Origin of the sequence: Sphingobacterium sp. ML3W (assembly GCF_029542085.1) — a bacterium.
Taxonomy (GTDB): Bacteria; Bacteroidota; Bacteroidia; order Sphingobacteriales; family Sphingobacteriaceae; genus Sphingobacterium.
On sequence record NZ_CP107036.1, the window covers coordinates 4,983,413 to 5,004,103 of the forward strand.

Here is a 20,691-nt window from a genome sequence, read left to right on the forward strand (position 1 = left end):
TGAGCCATGAACGTGAAGAACGCGACAGCGAAGGAGGTAATGTTAAAACGTATACGTCAGGCATTACTTCAAAAAAACGATAATCCACATCCTAATTTCAAAGAAACACCCCTTTATAAAGAAGAGGATGAATTGGTTGATCTTGTTTTTGTTCGTGAACTGACAGCCGCTGGTGGCAAGTTTCTTTATTGCGACGGTGAGATTGGCCTCATCGAAAATTTGATTACATTAACAGAGGTAAACAATATAAAAAATATCTATGCTTGGGAGCAGGGAATCCAAAATCTGCTGACTCCCTATGGTTTCCCTTTTTTCAAAACAGAGAAAGACTTCGAGTCTGCTAATGCGAGTATTACCTCCTGTGAAGCGTTGATTGCGCGTAATGGAAGTATTATGGTGAGTAATGCAAATGCTTCCGGGCGTCGCCTGAGTATCTACCCTCCAATTCACATCGTTGTTGCCAAAGCTTCTCAATTGGTGTGGGACGTGAAAGATGCCTTAGCTTATATGCAGAAACGTTATGGCCAGGAAATTCCGACGATGATATCAACCATTACAGGCCCTTCACGTACTGCAGATATTGAGAAAAGGCTGGTTTTGGGAGCTCATGGCCCCAAAGAGTTATATGTTTTACTTTTAGAAGACCGTTTCTAGCAATGCTTACTTTTTACTTACAACAAACTCCCGTAGCAAGTGTTATTTTCTTTTTTACGCTTGTAACGAGTATCTATACCTTTTCTCACGAGCAGCTTTATGGTAAGTTAATGCTTCATCCATACAGTATCGCCCGCAAGCAGCGCTTGTATACAATATTAACCAGTGGTTTTATCCATAAAGACTGGGGGCACCTGCTGTTCAATATGATCACTTTTTATTATTTCGCATTTGGTTTGGAACAGATGCTGGCGCAGGCAAGCCCCTATGGACATCTTCTCTTTGCTGTCATTTACTTAGGTAGTCTGGTGCTGAGTGATATTCCGACGATTATCCAACAGAAAAATAATTACGGCTATTACAGTCTGGGTGCTTCGGGCGCTATCTGTGCCGTTTTATTTAGTTATATCCTTTTTAACCCGAAGATGACTATTGGAGTCATGATGATTATCCCAATGCCGGCTTATTTATTCGCCTTTCTGTTTTTGGGTTATTGTATCTGGGCTTCTAAAAAAGCGCAGGACGGAGTTAACCATGATGCACATTTCTTTGGTGCATTATCCGGATTGATCTTGACTATTATCTGTTTCCCTTGGGTCATAAAGCATTGTCTTGCACAGTTCTAAAATTTTCCACCCCAAGTTTCCCTATCCAAATTTCTGTACTGGATCGCTTCAGCGAGATGGTGGTTTTCGATCGTAGGACTATTTTCCATGTCTGCGATGGTGCGGGCGACTTTTAATATTCGATCGTAAGCCCTAGCGGAAAGATTTAGACGATCAATAGCTGTCTTTAGTAATTTCTTTTGCGGTTCACCGATCTGACAGATATCTCTGGTTAACTTGGTGCTCATGTGTGCATTACAATGAACATCTGGATAGGATTCGAATCGTTGTTTTTGAATCAGCCTCGTTTGGATGACACGATTGCGGACCGTCAGGCTATTTTCAGAAGGACCAGAGGCGCTCAGCTCGTCGAAGAGTACGGGAGTGACTTCTACATGAAGGTCAATCCGATCTAATAAAGGTCCCGATATTTTACTTAAATACCGTTGGTAATCTTTTCGCTAACATGGTCTTCCCCGCGCCTGGGGGGCCTATTAGAATAACATTATGCCCTCCAGCTGCGGCTATTTCTAATGCTCTTTTGATATTTTCCTGTCCCCGAACATCCGCAAAATCAACATCATACTTATTTGTTTCAGTGTGAAAGAAAGATTGGATATCGACTTTGGTCGGAATGATATTTTTTGAGTTATTAAGAAACTGTACTACCTCTGTCAGGTTTTCGACGGCAATTACATCGATACCAGCAACAATGGCGGCTTCCTGTGCATTTTGTAGCGGAAGTATAATTCCCTTAAACCCGTCATTTAATGCCTGTAGGGCAATTGGTAATACACCTCTGATAGGTTTTATGCTGCCATCCAGGGATAGTTCGCCCAAGATCAGATACTGCTCTAATAACTCATTTATAAGCTGTCCTGAGGAAGCAAGTATGCCAATGGCGATCGATAAATCATAACTAGAACCTTCTTTTCTGATGTCAGCTGGTGCCAAGTTGACCACAATTTTCTGTCGTGGCATGTGAAGTTGACAGGAAGTAATGGCGCTTTCAATACGTCTGAGGCTTTCTTTGACAGCATTGTCAGGAAGCCCGACTATATAATAATGCAGCCCAGTAGAAACAACTACCTCAACTGTTATGGTACATGCTTCAATACCATAGACGGCGCTACAATAGGTCTTGTTTAACATAAATTTTATAATCGGTTGATTTAAAGATACTAAATATTAAATCATAAATAATAATGCTTTAGTGAATTATTGTAAATCGATAGCGAATTGTTGAAAAATGACTATATTGTAATTATATAGATTCTAGTAAATAATGGATAATTGCGGTATTTGGCAAACGATTTGCTTTATAAATTGTATTATTATCGAAGACTAGATTCATCGTATAATAGAATTAGAACTTTAAAACGAAAAAGAAATGAATGACACAAGTAAAGTAGCTTTGGCGTTATTGGCAGGTCTTGCTGCAGGTGCAGCTTTGGGAGTTTTATTTGCTCCGGACAAAGGATCAGATACGAGAGATAAGATCAATGATTCATTAAGCGATTTGAGTGATGCTATTCGTGAGAGAGCTGAAGAACAATTCGATCAATTGAATGATTTTAAAGAGAAAATTGTCTCCACCTTGAAAGGTAAAATAAACCAAGCCGAGGAAATTGTAGACGATGATATCATCGAGCATGCATAAAAGACAAATTGTCCTTAAGGGCAATTTGGGGAGATACATAGAATTATGGGCTATTTCAAAAGGCTGAATATAAATAATCTATAGAAATTCGTATAAGACTTTTGAGATAGCCTAAATAAATTTAAGATGCATGGAAGAGGAAAAATTTTCACTTAGTGGTACTTTTCAGAAAACAAAGGAGTACATAGATTCCCAGTTTAAGCTAGTTAAGTTGAAGACAATTGAGCGTTCATCGCGCCTGATTGCCAGTTTGGTGGTGGATGCGACCAAATTGATATTCACTTTGTTCGTTGTCTTTTTCTTATGTCTAGCTTTGGGTTTTTGGCTTGGTGAATTGCTGGGAAGCTATTCATTGGGTTTTTTGGCAACAGCAGGTATTTTTATAGTTATTATTGTGATTATACGAGTTTTCGAACCTGCATTGGAATCTAAGTTTATGGATCTTTCTATCCGTCGCTTTTTAGCCAAATGGAATGACGAGATTGAAGAAGAAGAAGATCTGAAAAAAGAAGAAAAATTTGATAGAGAAGGGACTACAAATGAATAATAAGCAAACGAAAATACGTAATTTACAGGAGCTTAAAACTGAAATCGCTCGTTTAAAGGAACTCAAAAATGAACAAGAGGCTTACCTGAAAACACAGTTTACTTTATTTAATAACAAGATCGAAGCTCCGATTCGCTTTTTCAATTCATTAAAAAATAATATTCCCGGAGTCAATATCATTCAGCAATTATTTGCGAAAAGTAGTAATCCGGATTCGGATTGGTTGACAAAAACCTTGCGCATAGGTGTTCCTTTTGTGATGAATAGACTGTTTCTGAAAAACTCAGGAATGCTGAAGAAAGCGTTAATGTTGCTTTTATCAGAGCGTGCTGTCGGCCAGATCAATCAGGATAAAATCAGTGGATTGATCGGTAAACTCACCAATTTTATCCGACCCAAAAAGAAGAAAAAGAAAGGCTCACAAATTGAAGGAGAGGTTCCGCTAAAAGATGAAGTTAACGAATATGGTATTCCTTCCTATAGTGAAACCTACTAGGAGGCTGCTTCCTCTTTTTTCAAAAAATCTTCGTAAGCTAATTTAATTCCCTCACGAAGATTGATTTTATGTTTCCAGCCTAATGCATGTAATTTAGAAACATCCATTAATTTCCGAGGTGTACCATCGGGTTTACTCGTATCAAATGAGATTCTGCCGTTATATCCGACCACTTCTTTAATAAGTGCCGCAAGATTCTTTATGCTTAAATCTTCACCGATGCCGATATTGACAAACTGTTTCTCATTATAGGTATTCATCAAAAACACACAGGCATCTGCTAGGTCATCCGAGAAAAGAAACTCCCTTAATGGTGTGCCCGTACCCCAAATAACCACTTCATCCAGGTTATTTACCTTTGCCTCGTGAAATCTACGGATCAGGGCCGGTAGGACATGCGAGTTTTGCGGATGATAATTATCATTGATACCATACAGATTGGTTGGCATCACTGATATATAGTTACAGCCATATTGATCACGAAAAGCTTCTGCCATTTTTATACCAGCTATTTTGGCGATAGCATAAGGCTCATTGGTAGGCTCCAAGGTACCTGTCAACAATAGGTCTTCGTTTAAAGGTTGTGGCGCCATTTTAGGATAAATGCAGCTTGAACCTAAAAACATCAACTTTGTAACCTCATTGTCGTAAGAGGATTTAATCACATTATTCTGTATCGCCATATTTTCGTAGATGAAATCTGCGCGATAGGTGTTGTTCGCCATAATCCCACCAACCTTAGCGGCTGCAAGGAAAACATAATCTGGTTTCTCTTCGTTGAAAAAGTCAGCAACTGCTTGTTGATTACGCAGATCTAATTCTTGAGAGGTACGAGTCACGATGTTGTTGTATCCCAGTTCTGTTAATTTGCGATATATTGCCGATCCGACCATTCCTCGATGGCCTGCTACGTAAATTTTAGCGTCTTTTTCCACGATAAGTTATTGATTCCTGCAAATATAAGGTTATTTTTGCGGGATATTAATTAAAAAATGGGAAAGGATAAACTACGTAAATTTGCCGAAGTAGCGACTTTTGAGAATGTCATCCAGCTCGATGCCGGCAAAGAATATAAAGGAAAATGGGCTGAGAAGCAATTTGGAAATACAAACCCGGTTGTTTTGGAACTTGCCTGCGGTAAAGGAGAATATACAGTTAATTTGGCACGCTTGTTTCCAGAGAAAAACTTTATCGGGATTGATTTTAAAGGCAACCGTATTTGGCGCGGCGCAAAAACTGCGTTGGAAGATGGTATCAAAAATGTCGCATTTTTACGAATACAGATTGAAACGCTTCTTGAACACTTTGCTGAAAATGAAATTGATGAAATTTGGATTACCTTTCCAGATCCACAGCCACAGGACAGTCGCGAAAAGAAACGCTTGACAGGGCCTAAATTTTTGGACCGTTACAGGATTGTCATGAAGCCAGAAGGAATGATGAATCTAAAGACAGATAATGATGGCTTCTATGCCTATACCCTTGAGCAAATAGAGCTACACAATCTTAAGAAATATAAAGAGACAACAGATCTATATCACTCAGACTTGGTGGATAATGTTTTATCAATCAAGACATACTATGAGAAAAAGTATCTTGCTGACGATAAGAATATAAACTATGTGAAATGGAGCTTTGAGAAACGCTAACATCAAAGTTTTTATAATAAAGGAAAGCTCAAACGAAAGTTTGGGCTTTCTTGTTTTTTAAGCGTAGTAAATGTATCAGTAATTTAGCTCCTGGAATTTAAGCCTAATTGATGCATATGGATATTTGCACATCTGTTCGTATAAAACACTGTTATCTCACCCTTGCTACTACATTGAAGTATAGTTATAGTATTGTGACAGTATTGATGTAGTATCAATATAGTATTGCAAGCATGTACTTTAGCCAGTCTTTGTAGGTTGAAAATATGTGGTTAGGAGCTTGCTTTGGGTGCCAATACCATGTTTTTTCTTTTGTTTTTTACTATGCAATACGCTCGATGTTAGTTTTTTATTGGAGTGTTTTCTTTTAAATAATTTCGATTTATTTCGTTTTTTAGAGAATATTAATTATTTTCGATTGTTTAATAAACAATAACCAGAACTAACAATTTTATTTGAACCTGATAATTGCAATTTAGAGCCAGTTAGATCATTTTAGATACATCAATCGGTATTACAATAGATTGCTGTATTTGCGAAAGGAAATCTAATTCGAAACAATTCTTAACACAAAGAAAACATTAAATTAAAACTAACTTTTTGTTAAGAATATATTTTTGTACCAAATTGAAAAATTACAATTTACATTCATATCTATGTTTAGTATTAATCCTATCCAAATTAACCTGAGGCACTCCTCCTCAAAATTGCTCTTCATTGCATTGGCGATCGCAGGCAATATGGATCTTACGGCGACAGCGGCTCCAGTGGAGCATGGTAAAGTTGTACATTCGTTTAATCAAGCCAAGATTAAGGTAAAAGGAAAAGTTTTAGATAGCAAGACACAGGAGCCCCTGGCATCGGTATCTATCCTTGCTGGCGGGGTAGCCAAGGGGACGACAGATCGAATGGGAAATTTTGAAATAGAGATTGAAGCAGGTGCTTCGATTCGTTTTCAATTAATTGGCTATGAGGCGCAAACGAGGAGCTTTGCGACAGGACAGTCAGATGTGAAAATAGCTTTAGATGTTACTTCCGAGGCACTGAATGAAGTTGTTGTAACGGCGCTGGGTATTCAACGCGAGGAGAAATCCCTTGGGTATTCCATTAGTACGGTAAAGGGGGAGGAATTGACCAATGCAATTTCAAACAACTGGACAGATGCGTTAACGGGAAAAGTTGCTGGTTTAAATTTGGTGAAATCGGGTGCTGGGCCATTGGGATCAAATAAAGTTATTTTACGTGGGGAAACCTCAATGACGGGTGAAAATGATGCGCTTATTATTGTGGATGGAATTATCATGGGAGGTGGAACCAGAATGACAGGGAACGGAAATTCGGCCTATTTGGATGGTGATTCACCCGTAGATTTTGGATCTTCTTTGGCTGATATTAATCCTGAAGATATTGAATCAGTTTCAGTTCTGAAAGGGCCTGGGGCTGCTGCATTATATGGGTATAGAGGGTCTCGTGGTGCAGTTATTATTACTACAAAAAAAGGAAAGAGTATACAAAATAGAATAGGAGTAACTGTCAATTCAAATACGGCAATCGGAACAATTAACAGGTGGCCTGATTATCAGTATGAATATGGGCAAGGCGCTATAGGGCAGGACCTGTATTACTCCTATGGTCAATCGGAAGATGGTGCAAGTACGTTGAGCACTTCATCTGCTTGGGGACCTAAATTTGATGGTCAATACTATTACCAATATGATCCCGCTAATTATAGGCAAACGCCTGCCGAACGTACACTTTGGCGACCTTATGAAAACAATCGCAAGGACCTGTTTCAAACGGAGTTGACTTCGACAAATTCCATTAGTGTTTCAGGATCAACGGAGAAAACAACAGCTCGATTTTCATATACTAATGTAACCAATAAGTGGATTATTCCCAATATGGGCTATAATAGGCATACAATTGCAACGCAATTTAGTAGTAAGATCACTGATAAATTAAACTTATCAACAAAAATTAATTTTAATAATAGAGGATCAGATAACCTACCCAATAGCGGTTACAATAATCAAAGCTATATGTATTTTGTTCGAGGGATTGTTCCGAATATAGATGCGGCCTGGTTGGATCAGAATTGGCTTCCAGGTAAGGAAGGTATTGAACAAATGACACCATTTTCCAATTTGCTGGATAATCCGAGAACGATTTCTTATGATATGGTTAATGCACAGAATAAAAATAACCTGATTGGAAATGTGCAGTTAGATTATAAGTTTACCAATGAACTAAGTTTGATGCTCCGGACAGGGATTGATATGGGCTATGACAAACGTAAGCAGTCAAGACCTTTTGATACTTATAAATACGCATTTGGTTACTATCGTGAACAATCTATTTATACTGAGGAACGAAATTCAGATTTTTTATTACAATACAATAACCAACGTTCTGAAAACCATCGTTTTGGTGTTTCAGCTGGGGGAGCCTTATTAAACAACAAATACATTAAAGATGATGCATCAGCAAATAGTCTGATTTATCCGAATCAGTATAAGTTTGCAAATGCCAGAGAAAGGGTGCTTTATGATCCGTATAGAGCAGAATTTGCTATTCATAGTGTTTATGGTATGGCCAATTATAGTTATAAAGAAAAATATTTTATTGACTTTACAGGACGCGTAGACTGGGCAAGTACATTAGCTTCACCTAAAAGAAATGAAGTTAAGCCTTTCTTTTACCCATCGGTTAATACAAGCTTTATCCTAAGTCAAATCTTTGAATTGCCAAGATCAATCAACTATTGGAAATTACGGGCCTCTATTGCTGGAGTTGGAGGAGGAGGAACCAAACCTTATAATAATTTTTACGGTTATGGTAGTGTGATCGGATTTAACGGTGGATTATCTAATCCTTCGACAGTTCCTGACGAAAATTTGCAAGCCGAAAACACCTTGTCTTATGAATTAGGAACTGACTTTCGGATGTTTAAAGACCGAATAAAACTGGATTTGACGGTGTACCGTACATTGATGGACAAGCAGTTAATCGAAACGCCTGTAGATCCTTCCAGTGGTTATAGACGAAAGTTTACCAATGGTGGGGAAGTTAAAACTCAAGGAATTGAGATTGCTTTATCGGGAGATATTTTGAAAAGCCAAGATAAGTTAAACTGGAATATGTTTGGGAATTTTACCCATTATGATTCGGAAGTCGTTTCTATACCGGCTTCCCTTGAAGGGAGACTTATTCTTTCTACATTGTTTGGTAGTCGCGGTACTATAGAGGCCATACCAGGGCGTAGATTTGGTGATATCTGGGGCTTAGGTTATGAAAGAAATCCCGAGGGAAAGATCATCTATGCTGACGGTGTCCCTGTATTGGCACAGGAAAGCCGTTATATTGGTAATCCTAATCCGACCACGAAATTTGGTTGGGGCAATGAATTCAAGTACAAAGGTTTCCGCTTTAATTTCCTATTTGATGGACAGTTTGGCGGGGTGGGTTATTCATTAACGCATGCTGTTCTGATGGAAGAGGGGAAATTAAAGAAGACTCTTCCGGGACGTTATACAGGAATTATTGGCGACGGAGTTGTGGTGAATCCAGATGGAAGTTATAGCAAAAATACGGTCGTTGCAACGGCTGGAGATTATTATGCAAGACATTTTAATCGGGACAATCTGGAATCAAATACGTTTTCTACTGATTTTATCAAACTGCGGGAAGTTAGACTGGATTATTCATTGCCGAAATCTTTTTTAAGCCGTTACAAAATTGAAAAAGCATCTATCGGTTTATATGGTCGGGATCTTTTTGTATTTACTAAATGGCCAGCTTTTGATCCAGAATTTGCTTCTTTGACCGGTAGTGGAATTGAAAAAGGAGCTGAAATTGCTCAATTTCCTTCGACGCGGACAATGGGTGTGAATCTATCATTTTCATTTTAATTATTGACACTATGAAAAAATATATCCGTATAACATTTTTACTCATTCTCGGGAGTATAGTATTCCAGAGTTGTACTAAAGATTTTGTAGAAAAGAATACCGATCCCAATAAAGTTTCTGCGGTAGCACCGCAAAGCTTGATTGCACCAGCTTTGGTAAATGTGTTGAGTACTAATCTATCTCGTAATTTAAGGATCAATAACGAATTGATGCAGGTTACAGTCACAATAAATGATAATTTGGAAATCCAGCGCTATGAGATCCGACCATCGGAATCGGAATCAAGTTGGTCTGGCTGGTATGTGCAACTGACGAATATTAGAGATATATATCAGAGAGCTAACGACGCAAAGCAGGTCGGTTATCAGACTTATATGGGCATTTCCTTGGTCATGGATGCATGGGTAAGTTCCCTGATCACCGACATGTATGGTGATGTGCCGTATTTCGATAGTAATAAAGGTTTTTCCGAAGGTAATCTTACGCCTAAATTTGATAAACAGGAGGATATCTACAAGGATATTTTCCGAAAACTAGAGGAAGCCAATGCCTTATTGAAAGAAAATGTTTTGGTAGAGTCGGCCAATACCGCCATGGATCCAATTTATAATTCAGATGCTACAAAATGGCGAAAATTTGGTAACTCTCTGTATTTAAGGCTGTTATTGCGGGTTTCGAGTAAAACTGAAAGTAATGCTGTCGCCAAGATCAAAGAAATATTAGAGACTAATGTAGCGGAATATCCGATTATGCAAAGTAATGCCGAGACAGCAGCTTTGTATTACACCAATGTACAGCCATATATGAATCCCAATTATAATGTGCGCGATATTGATTTTAATGGCACGAGGGGATATTCTGAATTTTTTATTAACAATTTGATGGACCTTGGCGATCCTCGATTAAAGATCTGGGCTACTGAAGCTACCCTTGGTGTCTATGGCGGTATGCAGTCCGGTTATGCTCGGGGAAATGTTCCTGAACGTCAATCTACGCTCCTTGCAGCACTAAAGTCCGATGCGCACATGGGTAATATTATGAATTATGCTGAATTGCAGTTTATTATCGCCGAATGTGGTATCCGAGGCTATGCGAATGTCGATGCTTCAGCCGCAAATTTGAAAGGAGTAAACGCAGCTATGGAATTTTGGGGAACAACAGCGCCAGCAACTTATCTAACAAATCCAAAAGTAGCTTTTTCTAACACTGACCCCGAAACTGAAAAACTGAAAAAAGTGCATCTGCAAAAATACTATGCCATGATGTTTACAGATTTTCAACAATGGTATGAGTATCGTAGAACACAGTTGTTGGATCTGTATAAGGGACCTGGTTTATTAAATAATGGGAAAATGCCAGTGAGATTAAATTACCCAATTATTGTTCAGTCTCTTAATAGAGAGAATTACCAAGATGCGGTCAACCGTATGGGAGGGGATGGAATAAATGAAAAAATGTGGTGGCAACCTACAATCAACTAGTTTATGAAAAAGTTAAAGATAGTAATGTGGGCTGCGTTGGCAATGTCAACGCTCCTAACAGGCTGTAAAGAGGATATCAATGAGGCTATCGGAGAATTAAATCCTGAAATATCATTATATACATTACGTAGTCTTCACAAGAATACGGATTTGCAGCTTAACGAATCCAATGCACTAGGCGCCAAGTATGTTAAAGCGCTCGTGGTCTCACGTGCGGAGAATAAGAATCTGCCCGAAAATACCATTGCTGTTCAGAATATCTGGCGAAATCAACGTAGGGGAATATTGGTTGAAGTCACTGATGCCTCAAGCTTTAAATTTGGTGATTCTGTTCAGATTAATATTGATGGTGCAAAATTGGTCAAAAAATCTGGTCTAATGGTTTTATCATCCGTTAATAACCAACAGGTCAATGTCTTTGCCTCGAATAGGAATGTTGCCCCGCTAGCCATATCGGTCGCTAACCTTAAAGCGAAATTCGATGAGTTTGAATCAACTTACATCGATGTTACGGCTGATGTTGAGCCGGAGCCTGCAACTGGAACAGCCTTAAAAGGCGATAAGATCTTGATGGATGGGGATAAAAATGAGATTACCTTGCATACAGAGGATGAAGCAACATTTGCGGCGCAGTCTATTGCTCCAAGTGCCTCTTTCAGAGGAGTTGCATTCAGAGAGGGGGATAAGCTGCAGATCCGAATGCAAGACTATTCCGATATGGCTTATGCGAGTGGTAAATTATATGCCGGATGGCCGGAGACCTTTGAGGCATTAGATGCAAGCGTGAAAGGGAGCTACGATATGGGAGAAAAGAACGATGTACCTTTTTCAACTGGGCAATGGAAACTATATCAGGCTATTCTAGGAACCACGGCTGGTCGTGATCGGATTGTTTCGGGTAAAAATGCGATACGTATGCAACAAAACTTAAGTGTAGATGGCTATGTACAAATGAATTTTGATGTGCAAAATGGTGCTTCAAAAGTGACACTTTGGTATGGCTCATATTATACGGATCGGTCATGCACGTTTAAGCTGGAATATTCTACCGATGAGGGCGCGACTTGGAAGCAAACAGGTGAATCCATTGCAGACGCCCACCCAACTTCGCAGAGTCTGAATTCAAAGCAGGCTGTATTTTTAATGAATATTCAGGGTGCTGTTCGTTTCAGGGTTACCAAGCTTGGCTTGGGTACAAGCAACAATGTCATTAACAATGGAAGACTAGGTCTGGATGATATTGCGATCTATAAGAGTTATTAGATTGAACGATTGATGATGTAAAGCCCTGTGTAGTTAAGACTCCACAAGGCTTTCTGTTGTTGGCATATATTTTCTAAACTCCTCAGAAAAAATCGTTATCTTCATCATAACTATAAACGAAGACTTATGAACTTAACAGACTTAGTTACAGGAGGAGTTGGCTCGAAAGCAATAGAAGCCATTTCTAAAATGACAGGCGTCAGTGAATCCAAAGCAAAATGGATTGTGGCAGCGGCTGTTCCTTTAATGATTGCAGCATTGAACTACAATGCCAAAAACAAAGGTCAATCGGAAAACATCGACAAAGCGATCGATCAACATAGTGGTGGAGGTATCTTCGATAAGATAGGTGATTTACTTGGTCAGGGCGGATCGGACGACGGAAACAAGATTGTCAACCATATGTTTGGGCAAAATACAGAGGTGGTGACACAGAATATTGCCGATAAAGCTGGTATCAGTTCAGCGCAGGTAACAGGTGTTTTAGCAACTTTAGCGCCTATTGTCATGAGTTATTTAGGGCAACAAAAACAGGCATCCAGTGGCGGTGGTATTGGTGATTTAATTGGATCTGTTTTAGGTGGTGGCGGACAGCAGGGTGCCGGTGGTGGTATGCTAGGAGGGATCCTCGGTTCATTTCTAGGTGGTGGACAGGAAGAGCCTGAACAAGAAACACAACAGGCTTCCACAGGCGGTAGTATGACTGATATGTTGGGCGGTTTGGCCGGTAGCTTCTTTGATAAAAGCAACGATGGTCAATCCAAAGGAAACATCCTTGACTCAATCGCAGGAATGTTTGCGAAATAAAGCAATCTAACAACATAAAAAAAGTCGGTAACTGATCAGTTACCGACTTTTTTTATGTTGTATTGAATTAATCTTCTACCGTTACTTTCGGTGGAAAGTTCTTATGTTTTCTCTTGCTGATTTTGTCTACGTTGACTGGTTGAGGTACCTTCACATAATATCCTGTGCCATCATACTCCCGTTTATTCGGACTTTCCTTACATGCTGCCGAACAACAACCATCCATTTCCTGACCACACTCATCGCATTGTGTGAAATGTTCATTACACACAGGATTAGCGCAATTGATCATCTTGGTTGTCTGTTTGCCACAATTGAAACAGGTTGATACGACAGATGGATTGACCGAGTTAACGTCTACTGTGACACGATTGTCAAAGACATAACATTGTCCTTCGAAATCTTCACCACCTGCTTCTTTGCCATATTTAATGATTCCACCATGCAATTGGTAGACGTCCTCAAACCCCTCTTTTAACAATAGGGCAGAAGCTTTTTCACATTTGATCCCGCCTGTACAGTAGGTTAATATTTTTTTTCCTCTATATTGTTCAAGCTCTTTGATTTTTTCTGGAAACTCGCGGAAGTTGTCAATGTCCAAAGTCACCGCATTTTTAAAGTGACCTACATTATGTTCGTAGTTTGAACGTACATCCAATACAACCACATCTTCCTGGTCTTTCATCGCCAAGAAATCTTTTGGCTCCAAATGCACACCTGTTTGGCGGTTTGGATCGATTTCTTTAGGGTCTCTCAGACCAGAGTGTACGATTTCAGCTTTATAGCGACAGTGCATTTTGATGAAAGAAGGTTCTTCAACGTTATCGATTTTAAATTCTGTTTTGTTAAAACGACCATCCGCATAAATTGCATCCATATATTGCTGACAAGCCTCAGTAGTACCCGAAACGGTGCCATTCAAGCCTTCATCAGCGACGATAATACGCCCTACTAAGTCAAGTGATTTACAAAATTCAAGGTGATCAGTAGCAAACTGTTCTGCGTTTTCGATAGGGCTGTAACAATAGTACAGCAATGTTTGATATTGTGTCATGATATTCATTGATACCGCTGCAAACGGCGTTTAATGCAAAAATAAATTCACTGCAAAGCTACGAAAAATAATAAATGGAAGGAAATGACCTTCGTCACCTTTTCTTCAAAGGTTCCAGAAGATACTCCAAGCCGTTTAGTTTGATCTCATAAAGTGTGGCCAGTTGCTGACCTAATTTGCCTTTAGGGAACCCTTTTTGATTGTACCAGACCAAATAAGGCTCCGGAAGATTGCATAACGTGTAGCCTTGATATTTGCCGAAAGGCATTTTAACTGTTACAAGTTCAGTGAGGATTTCAGGATTTAGCATTAGTCTTTGGGTTTTCCGTAATTGATGCGGTACCAGATCGCTTTTAAAGTGATAATCCCATGATTGAATAAATTGGGAATGGTGCCGTAATAGTGTTTGAAGATAGCGAAGCGTTCTTTTAGCGACTCCTTATGTTTCTGTTTTGACATCCCGCCCACGAGATAGCGAGCTACATATTGATGCGCATTAACAGATTTATTTGCCTTTTTAGCACAGCGAATGACCCAATCTATATCAGCGCATAGTTTGTAATTGAGATCATACGGTTCTGCAATACTCCGTTTGATGTAGATGGCCTGGTGACAGATATTCATGCCATAACGAAAACTCTTCCAGTCAAAACTTGCAGGTACCTTATGTCTTCGTTCACCAATAAAAGCCCTATTGTCATCTATCAGTATCGTTTCACCATAGAGGATATCGGCTCCATCACTGAGCTTCGCTAGGTTTTCGATGCTATTGAGATCGTATATTTCATCACCGGAATTCAAAAAGAGAACATAGTCACCTGTAGCCAAAGCAAGGCCTTTGTTCATCGCATCGTAAATTCCTTTGTCTTTTTCAGATAATAAGGCCGCAATTTTATCCTGATATTTTTGAATAATGGCTAAAGTGCCATCGGATGATTCCCCGTCAATGACGATATATTCAATATTGTCATAAGTCTGGTTAACAACAGATGTGATGGTATGCTCAATATCCCGCACATTATTGTAAACGACAGTGATGATTGAAAATTTTGGATGAGCAGACATGTCTATTTATTGAATTTGTTAATTTTTTTCTTGAGGAATCGGATGCCCCGATTGAATAAAGAACCTTTCCGATGTGCGTAGAAATATTTGATAGCTTCATACCCTTGTACATTCTCCGCTATTTCGGTAGGGAAAGAATGTACAGGATGATCTGCTAAAGTGACCTGATAGGTTGATTCCGCAGCTGTATGAGTGCCCGAACCATCGTTACCGATATTCTGTGTCATCGAATTCCTCGGATACAAAACTAGTCCATTTTTTTTGAATACCGAAGCGTACCAACGTATTGCCCAGGAGTTGATCTTTCCAGTGCGGAGCTCCTGTACCTGCTTCCAAAAGTTCTCTTTTCCTTCAATACTGAACTGATGAATCTGTTCCTCCGAAAAATCGGAAACAAGCTCATCGATGTTTGGGTTGAAATGTTGCCATGCACGATCCCATGTTGCCCAACCCCAGCTATTGGCGACCCGAAAGAAAAACGTTTCAGGAAGCTCATTCAGGTTTTTTACCGGGTATCCGTAGCCACTGATCTGCATCACCTGTTCGTCCTCTTTATAGCGTTCTAGTGCTTTATTAAAGTAATCGAGGGCAAATTCCGATGTTTCAAGATCATCTTCTAAGACTATAATCTGCCCATGTTCATGCACGACTTTGGTAACACCGTCGATGACATTTGCCGCTAGGCCCCAATTTTTGTTCCGTTCGACAATTTTGATCTGTTTAAAATACCATGGCTTTTTTATAATCCTACGTACCTCTTCTACAGCCTCAATCGCGCGCTCATCTTTTGCCGCATCCGAATAAATATAGAGAATGGTCTGGTCGGCATACTTGTTTTTCTCAAGTGATGCAAGTGTCTTTAGCGTATGCGCTGGACGATTATACACAAAGAGTAGAACTGGAGCAAGACTGTTCATCTATCAAAAAATTTTGTTAAAAGCTTTTTTATTAGCCTGGCGGGTATCACGGACTTCTATGGTCTTACCCAATAGTCTAAAAGCAATATTGAAGTAACTTCTTGTTTCAAAAATACGACCTTTACCTAAAGAAGATAGCATTTTCTTTACGCTCGCTAGTATAGCCATTGAGAAAGCCTTTGTAAACGTATAATTGATATTGCAATATTCGGTCAGATGATAGACAAATTCACTCTTTAGAAAAGCTTTGCGATCTACTTGGCGCTGCTGTCTGTCGTGATAAGCCTTGGCATCTTCGGCCAATACAAAGTTCAATCCGTAATAATGGATGCGGTTGGCATAATCTTTATCTTCTCCATAATGGAAGAAAATTGGAGAAAAACCGCCGACTTTTTTGATGACCGCTTTTGGTATCAACCAAAAAGCAGCATTGACGAATGAGCAGGTTCGATACGAATTTTCGAGCTGCGTATGCTTCGTATAAACTGAGAACCCATGGTCGAGTTTTTCCTCCGTGCCATCGTAGTGGATAGGGGAAACAATTCCAATGTTTATGGTATTTACCTTGATCAGGTTGGCGATGCAGTTCTGATCTATCCAAGCGTCTTGATTGACCAAAAAGGTGTAGTCATAATCTTCTTCTAGGGCGATGGCCAACCCCATGTTGTTAGCCTTTCCAAAACCGAGGTTTTCGGAGCTTTCTATCAGTCTGACAGCAGGATAAGTTTCTTTGATGATACGGGTAGTATGATCCCTTGAGTTATTATCTATAACAAGGATATCCGTTTGATGGCTTGATGCCAATAAACTGGGCAAACATTTGTGAATCCAAGGTTCAAAATTATAAGAAACGATTATGGTGAGAATCTTGGCCATCTATTTTTTTCGGATAACTGTGATGAAATAGCTGAATAACTCAAGCAGAATGCTTGGCTTAAAAATTCTATTGACGATAATATATGCACATACAGCGACAGCAACAGTACTAGCAAACCGAAGGTAGAGGTTGGCAATAGATGCAGTGGCGTAGTGTGCTGCTAAACAGCTGATACCTGCTAATACAGCATACGAAAAAACATCCTGAATCAGATAGCTGAATGAATAGGTCATATAGGGTTTGGCCGAAGCGTACCAGACAAATATCCATAGGGCATTTAATCCGGAGGTTAAAGCGATGAGCATTTCAATGCCAAGCGATTTGCCAAAGACTAAAATAGCTATTTGAAGTAAACCAAAAACGACGATATTTCGCATATAGATCTGAGATTTGCCCTTGCTGATAATCAAGCTGGAGAAGACATTGCTTACAGAATCGAAAGCCGCGCCAATACAGAAAATTTGAAGAAAGATAGCACTTTGTTGCCATTTTTCGGTTATCGTAATCGTAATGAAGTCTTGTGCCACTGTGGTTAAACCAAATAACATTGGAAAAGCCAAAAAAGCCGTAAAGGAGATGAGCTTGCGGAATACACGAACCTGCCTGTCCTTATCGTCTTCTATCTCACGTAGGATAGGTTGTGTGACGTTATTAACCATATTGGTTAAAATAGACTGAGCCATTTGGCTCCATTTATTTGGTTGAACAGTATATCCTAGTTCTTCGGTTGTATAATGTTTTCCCAAAATTGCAGCATATATGTTTTTATTGATATTGATAAAAATATTGGTAACCAGTATTTTACTGCTAAACCCTAGAATATCGCGGATAGGACTGAAATCAAAGGTAAATGAGGGTTTGAATTTGGAGAAATACCAAAAGCCAAGCATATTAAAACCGCTATAAGAAACGATTTGAACGGCAAATGCCCAATAGGCATAACCTTTATAGGCTAAATATATACCAATTGTATTTGATAAGATAAGAGCCAAAGTCCCGGTGATCACTCTTTCCTTGATCTTTAAATTACGGAAAAGGTAGGCGTTATGTGCAATCCCGAAACTTCCTAACCAGAAGGACAGAAAGGTAAATCGACTGAGTTCAACAAGTACAGGTTGATTGTAGTAAAGGGCAATCAGCGGAGCTGAAAAGAATAATACAATATAAATAAATGTACCTATTCCGACGCTTGTCCAGAATACAGCATTGTAGTCTTTATGCTGAACTTCTTTTTTATTGACAATCCCATACACAAATCCGCTCTCTTGAAATGCTGAGGCAAGAACAGAGAATATGGTAATCATGGCTACTAAACCGTAATCTTCTGCTGTTAGTTTACGATTTAGTAGAATACCGAAGCCGAAGCCCAAAAACTGCTGAATAATGCTGGCCATGCCACCCCACAGCAGTCCTTTTGTTGTTTTTGATTTTAAAGAGTCATTTTCCGTTTGCGATGACATGCTAAATTAAATGAGCGGCAATATTAAAGTATTGCAATTGTATTCGCAAATTCTTTTAAGGAAACATCAGTCGGATTGATATCAGTAATCAGATAAGAAATATCACGTAGGGGTACCACTTTCATTTTTTGAACGGAATTAAGTTTTTCCGCAATACTGAGTATAGCAACCTTTTTAGAGCATTTGATCATTGCACGTTTGATCTGCACAACTTCCCAGTCTGAATCCGTTACCCCATCTTCTACAGAGAGTGAATTGGTACCCAGCAAGCAAAGATCTACTTTTAGGTCCGCCAATTCATTGGCCACCTGTGCGCCTGATACAATATTTGTATTCCGTGAAAGCTTTCCACCAACCAAGATCACTTCAAGATTTGGCTTTTCAGCCAGTTCCAGTGCAACTAATGGGCTGATCGTGAAGAATGTACATTGAAGGTGGTCTGGAATTGTTCGTGCCAGTTCAATCAAGGTCGTTCCCCCGCCGACCAATATAGTCATACCATTTGAGATCAATGAGCTTGCCTTCTTGGCAATTTCTTTCTTCGCCTCTTTAGCGTAAACATTTCCGTCCTGAAAAGGAAACTGAAAAGATTTGGATAGCGCTCCACCGTAGACTTTTAAAACTTTGCCATTTTCTGCAAGCTCGTTCAAGTCACGTCTGATCGTATCTTCGGATACATTAAGTTGGACACTTAAATCTGAAGATAAAACTTTGTTATGTAGATTGATCTGATGTATAATAAATGCTTGTCTTTCTTCCTTTAACATTGGTCTTTGGTTTTAATCGGAATTTTAAAATTAATTGAAAAAAATCAGTTTAAATGTAATGAAAATTATTCTTCCTTTTTATCAATTTTTGTTAAACCCGCTTTAAAGCGAGGTTTGAATCCTGTTGGCTTGTTGGTTGCTGTTTGTTCCTTTGTCGTATCGTCGTTCTGCTGTGGTTCAGCAGTTGGATTGGTTGTGCTGCTTTCCGTTAATGTTGGGGCTGCTTTTGAAGCCGGTTCAGCTGTCTGCTCTTCGCTTGTATCCTCTGCTGAGGGAACTACTGTCGACGAAGAATCAGTACTTGCTGTTTTCGTTACACCAGCTTTGAATCTTGGCTTAAAGCCTGTCGGCTTCGATGTCTCTGTTGCCGAACTGCCCGAGGCCTCTGCAGGTAAGGATGTATTCGCTGTAACAGTGCTATCCGCAGCTACTGAAGGTACCGTCGCATCCGCTACCGAAGAGTCTGCGGATTGAATAGGTTCATCCGCCCGTTTGTCATCAGTATTTGCCGCTTTCGTTATTCCGGCTTTAAAGCGAGGAGTGAACCCCGTTGGTTTAGCTATTGTTGTTTCCTGCTCGCCGGGTTCCTTTTGCTGCTTGTCAACAGTGTTCTCTACTGGCGCGGCCTTTGTTTGTGAAGAATCCGTATTTTCTGCTTTCGTCACGCCGGGCTTAAACCTAGGCTTGAATCCTGCGGGTTTGTTTGCTGCGGTTGCATCCGTTTCAGCGATATTCTCCTGTTGAGGTTCAATGGATGGATTGGCGGGGCCAGCTTCATCAAAAGTTGAAGATACTGGTTGCACAGGCTCAGCTGCTTTCGTCAGGCCTGCTTTGAATCTTGGCTTAAAGCCTGTCGGCTTCGGTGCTTCAGTTGCTGAACTGTCCGAGGGCTCTGTAGGTGAGGATGTATCCTCATTAACAGTACTATCAGCTGCTTTCGTTACACCCGGCTTGAACCGTGGTTTAAAACCTGTCGGTTTAGCCGTTTCTGGCGCAGCATCGTTCGACAAATCTGTAGGGGCGGACGTTTCGGCTGTAGCCGCTGTGTTTTTAGTGATCCCTGGTTTAAAGCGTGGCTTAAATCCTGCAGTAGAATTTGCAGCTGCTGTCGAAGATTCTGTTGTATGTTCCTCTTTCTGCTCAGTCGGCTCAGTTGTTGGAGTTGCTGCCTTAAACCTAGGTTTGAAACCTGCAGGTTTTGTGGCAGTGGCATCCGTTGCGGCCGGTGCCGTCTCAACAGGATCTGTTTGGATCGGTTTTTTGATGACCACGGTTTCTTCTTCCGCCAGATGGTAACTCTTACGAAGCTTGTTGAACCAAAATTTCTTGCTATGATCAAAACTTTTCTCGCCCATAGCAGAATAGTGTGCTCTGAACTCTTCAAATAAAGGTTCATCTGCAGCTTTTAAAGCTTTTAAATCAATTTTCTTTTTCGTGAAAAATTCTTCAAAAGTCATCCTGTTACGAGTTTGATATAGTCT

Annotated in this window: 19 protein-coding genes and 1 pseudogene; 10 read left to right on the plus strand and 10 right to left on the minus strand. The window is 39.8% G+C overall.

Features of this window, described 5'->3' with window-relative positions; translation table 11 throughout:
* The first annotated feature begins 6 nt into the window (after positions 1 to 6).
* Together OGI71_RS21050 and OGI71_RS21055 are read left to right on the plus strand one after the other, a co-directional pair.
* Positions 7 to 654: a lactate utilization protein gene (locus OGI71_RS21050; RefSeq protein ID WP_282251678.1), complete on the plus strand. Its 648-nt coding sequence runs from the start codon at positions 7 to 9 to the stop codon at positions 652 to 654.
* Positions 655 to 656: 2 nt separating this feature from the next.
* On the plus strand, positions 657 to 1,280 hold the full coding sequence (locus OGI71_RS21055; protein ID WP_282251679.1) for a rhomboid family intramembrane serine protease: 624 nt from the start codon (positions 657 to 659) through the stop codon (positions 1,278 to 1,280).
* Here the strand turns inward: OGI71_RS21055 and OGI71_RS21060 are convergent.
* Positions 1,277 to 2,411 (minus strand): annotated as a pseudogene (locus tag OGI71_RS21060) (magnesium chelatase domain-containing protein). The gene OGI71_RS21055 and the pseudogene OGI71_RS21060 overlap by 4 nt on opposite strands.
* Positions 2,412 to 2,649: 238 nt before the next feature.
* On the opposite strand from OGI71_RS21060, the gene OGI71_RS21065 reads away from it, so the two are divergent.
* From OGI71_RS21065 to OGI71_RS21075, 3 genes are all read left to right on the plus strand, one after another.
* Positions 2,650 to 2,919, plus strand: coding sequence for a YtxH domain-containing protein (locus OGI71_RS21065; RefSeq protein WP_259179617.1), 270 nt, complete (start codon positions 2,650 to 2,652; stop codon positions 2,917 to 2,919).
* Positions 2,920 to 3,049: 130 nt separating this feature from the next.
* A complete protein-coding gene (locus tag OGI71_RS21070; protein ID WP_282251680.1) occupies positions 3,050 to 3,466 on the plus strand; it encodes a hypothetical protein in 417 nt (138 codons plus the stop codon).
* The gene (locus OGI71_RS21075) at positions 3,459 to 3,962 is read left to right on the plus strand and encodes a hypothetical protein (protein ID WP_282251681.1); all 504 of its coding nucleotides are present in this window, start codon (positions 3,459 to 3,461) and stop codon (positions 3,960 to 3,962) included. Before OGI71_RS21070 ends, OGI71_RS21075 begins: the two co-directional genes overlap by 8 nt.
* On the opposite strand, the gene OGI71_RS21080 is transcribed toward OGI71_RS21075, so the two are convergent.
* A complete protein-coding gene (locus OGI71_RS21080; RefSeq protein ID WP_282251682.1) occupies positions 3,959 to 4,897 on the minus strand; it encodes a GDP-L-fucose synthase in 939 nt (312 codons plus the stop codon). The two genes, OGI71_RS21075 and OGI71_RS21080, sit on opposite strands and share 4 nt — an antisense overlap.
* Before the next feature lie 57 nt (positions 4,898 to 4,954).
* Between OGI71_RS21080 and trmB the strand changes: the two genes are divergently transcribed.
* The 5 genes from trmB to OGI71_RS21105 all read left to right on the plus strand — a co-directional run bounded on the left by trmB (position 4,955) and on the right by OGI71_RS21105 (position 13,070).
* A complete protein-coding gene (gene trmB, locus OGI71_RS21085; protein ID WP_282251684.1) occupies positions 4,955 to 5,611 on the plus strand; it encodes a tRNA (guanosine(46)-N7)-methyltransferase TrmB in 657 nt (218 codons plus the stop codon).
* Between the two features lie 656 nt (positions 5,612 to 6,267).
* Entirely contained in the window at positions 6,268 to 9,519 is a 3,252-nt protein-coding gene (locus OGI71_RS21090; protein WP_282251686.1) for a SusC/RagA family TonB-linked outer membrane protein, read from the plus strand.
* A gap of 11 nt (positions 9,520 to 9,530) precedes the next feature.
* Positions 9,531 to 11,000: a SusD/RagB family nutrient-binding outer membrane lipoprotein gene (locus OGI71_RS21095; RefSeq protein ID WP_282251687.1), complete on the plus strand. Its 1,470-nt coding sequence runs from the start codon at positions 9,531 to 9,533 to the stop codon at positions 10,998 to 11,000.
* Positions 11,001 to 11,003: 3 nt separating this feature from the next.
* Entirely contained in the window at positions 11,004 to 12,263 is a 1,260-nt protein-coding gene (locus OGI71_RS21100) for a DUF5689 domain-containing protein (protein WP_282251688.1), read from the plus strand.
* A 126-nt stretch (positions 12,264 to 12,389) separates the two neighbouring features.
* Entirely contained in the window at positions 12,390 to 13,070 is a 681-nt protein-coding gene (locus OGI71_RS21105; protein ID WP_282251690.1) for a DUF937 domain-containing protein, read from the plus strand.
* 67 nt (positions 13,071 to 13,137) lie between these two features.
* Here the strand turns inward: OGI71_RS21105 and OGI71_RS21110 are convergent, their stop codons facing one another.
* The 8 genes from OGI71_RS21110 to OGI71_RS21145 form a co-directional block, all read right to left on the minus strand.
* Positions 13,138 to 14,124: a rhodanese-related sulfurtransferase gene (locus OGI71_RS21110; RefSeq protein ID WP_282251691.1), complete on the minus strand. Its 987-nt coding sequence runs from the start codon at positions 14,122 to 14,124 to the stop codon at positions 13,138 to 13,140.
* 94 nt (positions 14,125 to 14,218) lie between these two features.
* Positions 14,219 to 14,434, minus strand: coding sequence for a DUF3820 family protein (locus tag OGI71_RS21115; RefSeq protein ID WP_046673143.1), 216 nt, complete (start codon positions 14,432 to 14,434; stop codon positions 14,219 to 14,221).
* Complete coding sequence (locus OGI71_RS21120; protein WP_282251704.1) at positions 14,434 to 15,189, minus strand: glycosyltransferase family 2 protein; 756 nt, start codon at positions 15,187 to 15,189, stop codon at positions 14,434 to 14,436. Before OGI71_RS21120 ends, OGI71_RS21115 begins: the two co-directional genes overlap by 1 nt.
* Before the next feature lie 2 nt (positions 15,190 to 15,191).
* Positions 15,192 to 16,106, minus strand: coding sequence for a glycosyltransferase (locus OGI71_RS21125; protein ID WP_282251705.1), 915 nt, complete (start codon positions 16,104 to 16,106; stop codon positions 15,192 to 15,194).
* 3 nt (positions 16,107 to 16,109) lie between these two features.
* Positions 16,110 to 16,982 carry a glycosyltransferase family 2 protein gene (locus OGI71_RS21130; protein ID WP_282251707.1) on the minus strand — a complete coding sequence of 291 codons (873 nt, stop codon included), beginning with the start codon at positions 16,980 to 16,982 and terminating at the stop codon, positions 16,110 to 16,112.
* Positions 16,983 to 18,443 carry a lipopolysaccharide biosynthesis protein gene (locus OGI71_RS21135; RefSeq protein WP_282251708.1) on the minus strand — a complete coding sequence of 487 codons (1,461 nt, stop codon included), beginning with the start codon at positions 18,441 to 18,443 and terminating at the stop codon, positions 16,983 to 16,985. It abuts the gene before it with no gap.
* A gap of 23 nt (positions 18,444 to 18,466) precedes the next feature.
* Positions 18,467 to 19,210, minus strand: coding sequence for a DeoR/GlpR family DNA-binding transcription regulator (locus OGI71_RS21140; RefSeq protein ID WP_104383594.1), 744 nt, complete (start codon positions 19,208 to 19,210; stop codon positions 18,467 to 18,469).
* A 65-nt stretch (positions 19,211 to 19,275) separates the two neighbouring features.
* Complete coding sequence (locus tag OGI71_RS21145) at positions 19,276 to 20,667, minus strand: hypothetical protein (protein ID WP_282251710.1); 1,392 nt, start codon at positions 20,665 to 20,667, stop codon at positions 19,276 to 19,278.
* Positions 20,668 to 20,691 lie beyond the last annotated feature (24 nt).